Origin of the sequence: Micromonospora sp. DT47, from assembly GCF_049844475.1 — a bacterium.
Classification (GTDB): domain Bacteria; phylum Actinomycetota; class Actinomycetes; order Mycobacteriales; family Micromonosporaceae; genus Micromonospora.
The window spans coordinates 41,170-47,986 of sequence record NZ_JBNCLC010000023.1; the positions used below are offsets into that span (position 1 = coordinate 41,170).

7 protein-coding genes are annotated in these 6,817 nt (G+C 71.0%); all 7 read right to left on the minus strand.

The genetic code is table 11. The annotated features are described in order from the left end of the window. Nucleotides 1-358: 358 nt before the first annotated feature. The 7 genes from ACLQ2U_RS26350 to ACLQ2U_RS26380 are packed head-to-tail and all read right to left on the minus strand — an operon-like array spanning nt 359 to nt 6,685. A complete protein-coding gene (locus ACLQ2U_RS26350; RefSeq protein ID WP_425753612.1) occupies nt 359-937 on the minus strand; it encodes a gluconokinase in 579 nt (192 codons plus the stop codon). Beyond that, nucleotides 927-2,156 carry a D-mannonate dehydratase ManD gene (gene manD / locus ACLQ2U_RS26355; RefSeq protein WP_425753613.1) on the minus strand — a complete coding sequence of 410 codons (1,230 nt, stop codon included), beginning with the start codon at nt 2,154-2,156 and terminating at the stop codon, nt 927-929. The genes ACLQ2U_RS26350 and manD overlap by 11 nt, the downstream gene beginning before the upstream one ends. Before the next feature lie 26 nt (nt 2,157-2,182). Further along, a complete protein-coding gene (locus ACLQ2U_RS26360; RefSeq protein WP_425753614.1) occupies nt 2,183-3,136 on the minus strand; it encodes a sugar kinase in 954 nt (317 codons plus the stop codon). Next, nucleotides 3,133-3,768 carry a bifunctional 4-hydroxy-2-oxoglutarate aldolase/2-dehydro-3-deoxy-phosphogluconate aldolase gene (locus ACLQ2U_RS26365; RefSeq protein WP_425753615.1) on the minus strand — a complete coding sequence of 212 codons (636 nt, stop codon included), beginning with the start codon at nt 3,766-3,768 and terminating at the stop codon, nt 3,133-3,135. Before ACLQ2U_RS26365 ends, ACLQ2U_RS26360 begins: the two co-directional genes overlap by 4 nt. Before the next feature lie 2 nt (nt 3,769-3,770). Beyond that, nucleotides 3,771-4,919 (minus strand): galactonate dehydratase, encoded by a 1,149-nt coding sequence (gene dgoD, locus ACLQ2U_RS26370; RefSeq protein ID WP_425753616.1) that lies wholly within the window; start codon nt 4,917-4,919, stop codon nt 3,771-3,773. A gap of 6 nt (nt 4,920-4,925) precedes the next feature. Next, the gene (locus ACLQ2U_RS26375) at nt 4,926-5,741 is read right to left on the minus strand and encodes a carbohydrate ABC transporter permease (protein WP_425753617.1); all 816 of its coding nucleotides are present in this window, start codon (nt 5,739-5,741) and stop codon (nt 4,926-4,928) included. Beyond that, on the minus strand, nt 5,738-6,685 hold the full coding sequence (locus ACLQ2U_RS26380; RefSeq protein WP_425753618.1) for a carbohydrate ABC transporter permease: 948 nt from the start codon (nt 6,683-6,685) through the stop codon (nt 5,738-5,740). The genes ACLQ2U_RS26375 and ACLQ2U_RS26380 overlap by 4 nt, the downstream gene beginning before the upstream one ends. Between the last annotated feature and the right edge of the window lie 132 nt (nt 6,686-6,817).

Below are 6,817 nucleotides of genomic sequence, written 5' to 3' on the forward strand. Positions count from 1 at the left end.
TGTCGTGGCCTCTTTCGCTCGGAGGCGGGACCGGCCGGCGCCGATCGGTTGCGGTCACGAACTGTGGACCTCCCGGCACACGTGCACGCCGTCGGTCGAACGGCAGGCGTGGCATGTCCCTGAATTACGGGCCTGGCCGTAAACTAGCAGACAGGTCGCGGTGACTCAATGCTCAGATCAGTCCCACCGGATGGCGTCTTGCCCACAGTCACTCCCCCTCGCCGACGGATGTCCGGCATGGCGCCCGTCGCCGCCGACACTGATCCACACCGTCATGATCCGCTTCGTGGGGACGCGGGCGACGTAGAGCACCTCGTCGCCGTCGAGGATGGACATCGAGCAGGACTCGCGGCCACGTTCACACGGCCTGCCTGCCGTCGAGGGCGCTGCCGGTCGCGAGACCGAGACGGTTGACCGCCGCGGTGACGAGTTCGTCCGGTGGCAGCGAGACGTCGAGCACCAGGCCGGACTCGTCCGGCCCGAGCCGCTCCAGGATCGCCGTCTGGGAGTCCAGCAGGCTCGCCGGCATGTAGTGCCCAGCGCGCCGGGTCATCCGGTCCCGGATCACGTCAACCGACCCGTGCAGGTGGACGAAGTCCACACCCGGGGGGCCCTGCCGAAGCAGGTCGCGGTAGGACCGCTTCAGCGCCGAGCAGGCCAGAACGGTCGACAGGCCCTCGGCGTAGCGGGCGGCCATCCAGTCGGCGAGGTTGCGCAGCCAGGGCAAGCGGGCGGCGTCGTCCAGCGGTACGCCGGAGCGCATCCGCGCCACGTTGGACTCGGAGTGGAACTCGTCGGCCTCGGCGAACCTCAGCCCGGTCAGCTCACTGATCCCCCTGGCCACGGTCGTCTTGCCGGCACCGGACACGCCCATCACCACGACGTGCCGGGTCGGCCGCCGGCCGTCGTGTGCGGAGGGGCGCCGGTCACCAGTCATGGATGGTGCCGTCCTTGAGCCGGTTGAACGGCAGGTACGCCGGCACGTACGGGAACCGCGCAGCGGCCTTCTCGTCGAGTTCCACGCCGATGCCGGGCTGCTCGCCGGGGTGCAGGTAACCGTCGGCGAAGGTGAACGACTGCCGGAACACCTCGTTGGTGAGCGGCCCGTGCTGCATGTACTCCTGGATGCCGAAGTTGTGGATGGCCAGGTCCAGGTGCAGCGCGGCGGCCATGCCGACCGGTGAGATGTCGGTCGGGCCGTGGATGCCGGACTTGATCTGGTACTGGGCGGCGAAGTCGAGCAGCTTGCGCATGGCGCTGATCCCGCCGGTGTGGGTGACGGCGGACCGGACGTAGTCGATCAGCTGTTCCTGGATGAGGGTCTGGTAGTCCCATACGGTATTGAAGACCTCGCCGATGGCCAGCGGGGTGGTGGTGTGCTGGCGGACCAGCCGCAGCGCCTGCTGGTTCTCCGCTGGTGTGCAGTCCTCCAGCCAGAACAGGTCGTACGGTTCGAGGGACTTGCCCAGTTTGGCGGCTTGGATCGGGGTCATCCGGTGGTGACCGTCGTGCAGCAGCGGCAGCTCGGGGCCGAACTCGTTGCGGACCGCCTCGAACACGCCGGGCAGATGGCGCATGTAGGAGCGGGTGTCCCAGTCCTCCTCGGCCGGCAGCGGGGTGCGTTGGGCGGGTTCGTAGTCGTACCGCTTGCCATCTGCGCTGGGCTGCGCGGCGACTCCGTACACGGCGTTGATGCCGGGCACGGAGGTCTGGACGCGGATCGACCGGTAGCCGAGTTCGAGGTGCGCGCGGATCGAATCGAACAGCTCGGGGGTGTCCCGGCCGGAGGCGTGCCCGTAGGCCATGATGCCGGTGCGGGACGCGCCGCCGAGCAGCTGGTAGAGGGGCATGCCGGCGGCCTTGGCCTTGATGTCCCAGAGGGCGACGTCCACGGCGGCGATGGCGGCCATGGTGACCGGTCCGCGCCGCCAGTACGCTGAGCGGTACAGGAACTGCCAGGTGTCCTCGATGCCGTGCGGGTCCCGCCCGATCAGCAGGGGGACGACGTGGTCGGCCAGGTAGGAGGCGACCGACAGCTCCCGCCCGTTGAGGGTGCCGTCTCCCAGGCCGGTGAGGCCCTCGTCCGTGGTGATCTTCAGGGTGACGAAGTTCCGGTCGGGGCTGGAGACGATGACGTCCGCCGCGATGATCTTCACGCAGGTGCCTTTCTTGCAGGTCGTGCTCAGCGAAGGGTGCTGCCGGGCTGCAGGTCGTCCAGGAGGGATAGTTCGTCACGGCGCGGCAGGGCCTCCCAGTCGCCGTGACCGGCGACGGCGAAGGCGCCGAGGGTGACCGCGCGGCGCAGCCGCCCGGCCAGCTCAAGTCGGTCGAGGTGACCGGAGAGGTAGCCGGCGGTGAAGGCGTCGCCCGCGCCGACGGTGTCCACCGCCGTGACAGGCAGCGCCGCCGCCTGCCGGACGCCGTCGCGGGTGTACGCCCGGGCGCCGTCGGCGCCGAGCTTGACCAGCACGGTCTCCACCCCGCGCGCCAGCAGGGACGCCACGACCATCTCCTCGTCCGCGCCCGGTTCGCCGACGAGGTCCAACTCGTCGCTGGAGGCGACGACGACCGAGGTGTGCCCGGCGAGCGGGGTGAGCACCGCCCGGGCGGCGTCCCGGGTCCAGAGCCGGGCCCGGTGGTTGACGTCGAGGCAGACCAGCGCCCCGGACCGGGACGCGGTTTCGGCCGCCCACCGGGTGGCCTCGCGGGCGCTGTCGGAGAGCGCCGGGGTGATGCCGGTCAGGTGCAGCACGCGGGTGCCGGCGGCCAGGGCCGGGCGCAGGTCCTCGACGGACAGCGCGGACCCGGCCGAGCCGGCGCGGTGGTAGCGCACCCGGGTCAGGTCGGCGGTACGCCGTTCCAGGAACATCAGTCCGGCGGGCCGCTCGGGATCCCGGGTCACGTGGTCGACGCCCACGCCCTCGGCGCGCAGCTGCCGCAGCAGGTACCCGCCGAGCTCGTCGTCGCTGATCCGGCCGGCCCAGGCCGTCCGGTGGCCGAGCCGGGCCAGCCCGATCGCCACGTTGGACTCGGCGCCGGCCAGGTGCATGGTCAGGGCGCCGCCGGCGGCCAGCGGCCCGGCCGCCCGCAGGGACACCAGCGCCTCGCCGAAGGTGAGCAGGTCGACGGCGGTCATGACGGCGTGACCCGGGTCGCCGCCAGGTAATCGCGGGCGCGGGCGCGCAGGGCCTCGAGGTCGCCGCCGGAGGCGGCGTCGCCGACCAGCGGCCCGCCCACGCCGACGGCGATCGCACCGGCGGCGAGGTAGCCGGGCAGCTCCGCCAGGCCCACCCCGCCGACCGCGACGAACGGGATGTCCGGGAACGGGTCGCGCAGCGCCTTCAGGTACGCCGGCCCGCCCAGCGATGCCGGGAAGAGCTTCACGGCGGCCGCCCCCGCCCGGACGGCCGCGTACGCCTCCGTGGGGGTGAGCGCCCCGGCGGCGACCGGAAGTCCGCGGCGGACCGCCTCGGGGATGGAGTCGACGACGGCCGGGGTGACGACGAACTGCGCGCCGGCGGCGGCCACGTCGGCGACTTCGCCGGCGGTCAACACCGTCCCGGCGCCGACCAGGGATCCGGCGGGCGCGGCCGACCGGATCGCCTCGATGGCGTCGAGAGCGCCGGGCGTGGTCAGGGCCACCTCCACGATCCCGACGCCCTCGTCCAGCAGTGCGGCGCCGGTGGCGATCGCGGCGGCGGTGTCGGTACCGCGGATGACCGCCAGTACGCGGGTGGCGGCGAGTTCGGTGGTGAGGTCGAGGGTCATGGTCACCATTCCGCGTAGGAGCCGTCGGAGTGCCGCCACATGGGGCTGCGCCAGGCGTGGCCGCGCTTGTCGGCCGCGCGTACCGCCTGCTCGTCGATCTCGATGCCCAGCCCCGGGGCGGTGAGCCGCTCCACGTGCCCGTCGACGAAGGTCAGCGGCGTCTTGTCCAGGCAGTAGTCGAGCACCTCGGCGCCGAGGTTGTAGTGGATGCCGATGCTCTGTTCCTGGATCAGGTAGTTCGGCGTGGCGAAGCCGACCTGGAGGCAGGCCGCGAGGGCGATCGGCCCGAGCGGGCAGTGCGGGGCGAGCTGCACGTCGTAGACCTCGGCGAGCGCGGCGATCTTGCGTACCTCGGTGATGCCGCCGGCGTGCGAGAGGTCCGGCTGCGCGACCGCGATCCCGGCCTGGAACACGGGCAGGAACTCCTGCCGGCTGTAGAGCCGCTCCCCCGTCGACACCGGCGTGGTGGTGGACCGGACGAAGTCGCCGATCAGGTGGGAGTTCTCCGGGACGACCGGCTCCTCCAGGAAGAACGGCCGGTACGGCTCCAGCAGCGGCGCCACCCGGCGGGCGTTGGCCAGGGTGAACCGGCCGTGGAAGTCGACGGCGACGTCGCGGTCGTCGCCGAGCACCTCGCGGGCGGCGGCCACCCGGGCCACCACGCCGTCGAGCTCGGCGACCGAGGCGATCGGGCTCATCCGGCCGGAGGCGTTCATCTTGACCGCGGTCAACCCCGCCTCGACCTGGGCGGCGATATGGTCGCGGACCTCGCTCGGCTCGTCGCCGCCGACCCAGCCGTACACCCGGATCCGGTCGCGGACCGGACCGCCGAGCAGCTGGTGCACCGGGGCGCCGAAGTGCTTGCCGGCGATGTCCCACAGCGCCTGGTCGAGCCCGGACACGGCGCTGGCCAGGATCGGGCCGCCTCGGTAGAAGGAGCCCTTGGTCATGACCTGCCAGTGGTCCTCGATCCGCAGGGCGTCCCGGCCGATGAGCAGTTCGCTGAGCTGTTCCACGGCGGTGCGGACGGTCTCGGAGCGCCCCTCGCAGGTGGCCTCGCCCCAGCCGACGATCCCGGAGGAGGTCTCGACGCGGACGAAGAGCCACCGGGGTGCGACGAGGAAGGTCTCGATGCGCGCGATTGTCGTCATGACTGCTCAGCCCTTCGTCGCGCCGGCGGTGAGTCCGGAGACCACGTACTTCTGCACGAACAGGGCGATCAGCATGATCGGCAGGGTGACGACGGTGGCCGCCGCCATCAGGCCGCCCCAGTCGATGCTCGCGTAGCCGACAAAGTCGAAGATCGCGACGGGCAGCGTCTTTGTGTCCGCGCCGGAGAGCACCAGGGCGAACATGAAGTTGTTCCAGGAGAAGATGAACGACAGGATGCCGGCGGTGGCGATGCCCGGCACGGACAGTGGCAGGGTGATCCGGCGGAACGCGCCGATGTGGGTCAGCCCGTCGACCAGCGCCGCCTCCTCGAGTTCCTCCGGCAGGCTGTCGAAGTAGCCCATCATGATGTAGACCACCAGCGGCAGCGACACGAACATGTGGCTGAGGATGAGCACGCCGAACCCGCCGACCATCTGCAGGTTGGAGAAGAGGTAGTACCAGGGCACCAGCAGCGAGACGCCGGGGATGACCCGCGCCATGAGCACCACGAGCGCGGACTTCTTCATGTTGAAGCGGCTCATCGAGTAGGCCGCCGGCACGCCGAGGATCAGCGAGAGCACGGTGGCCGCGAAGGCCACCCAGAGGCTGTTGCCGATGAACTGGACGTAGTTGGCCTGCTTCAGGACGTTGGCGTAGTTGTCCACGGTGGGCGAGAAGACGAGCGCCTTGCCCGTGTCGTAGATGTCGACGTTGGTCTTGAAGGACGCGGCGATCATCCACAGCAGCGGTGCGAGCAGCGCAATCACCACGACGGCGAGCGCCACGACGCGGAAGATCCGGTAGGCGGGGCGGTCCTTCATCGCTGCGCCTCCTTCCTACGGGACGTCAGGGTCCACATCGATCCGATGATGATCAGGAAGAAGATGATGAGGACAGTCGATGAGATGCCGTACTCGTTGTAGTCGAAGCTCAGGCCGTAGGCGTACACGTTGAGCGTCTCGACCTCGTGGAACGAGCCGCCGCCGCGGCCCTTGGTGGCGTAGAGGATGTCGAAGGTCTTCAGCGCGTCGATGCCGCGCAGCAGGATCGCGACGATCACGGTGGGCATCATCAGCGGCAGGGTGACGTGCCGGAACCGCTGCCAGGTGCTGGCGCCGTCGATGCGCGCCGCCTCCTGGGGCTCGTCGGAGAGTGACGTCAGGCCGGCGAGCAGGATCAGCACGACCATCGGGGTCCACTGCCAGATGTCGATGAAGATCGTCGTGGGCAGCGCCGAGTGCTGGCCGGCGAGCCACGGCTGCGGGCCGATGCCGATCCAGCCGAGCACCTGGTTGGCCAGACCGATGTTCGGGTCGAAGATGAGCCGCCACATCATGCCGACCGCGACCGGGGTGGCGACGAGCGGCATCAGGATGGCGACCCGGACCCACTTCTCACCCCGGAACGGCCGCCACAGCAGCAGCGCGACCGCCATGCCGAGGACGACCTCGAACAGCAGCGCGACGACGGTGAACGCGGCGGTACGCCCGACGGCGGGCCAGAACCGGTCGGTGTCCGAGAGCACCTCGACGTAGTTCTGGAAGCCCACGAACTCGGACTCGGCCCGCACCGATCCCTCGGCGTCGGTCAGGCTCAGATAGCCGGTCCAGGCCAGCGGGAAGACGATCAGCGCGGCGACGAACACCATGGCAGGCGCCGCAAAGAGCCACTTGCGATGGTCGTTGGCCCAGCGGGCCCAGCCGGGCGTGTCCGGGGTGGCGGAGGCGCCGCGGGGCGGTCTGGTGGGGGTGGTGACTGCTGCCATGAGATCTCCCGGGGTGGGCGGGCCGGCCGGGGTGGGGGAGCCGGACCGCCCCCCACCCCCCGCGCGGGGTACATGGGCGCCGCGTCCAGGCACATCAGGAAACCCGCGGTGGGGGGGTCGGCCGCGGCCGCC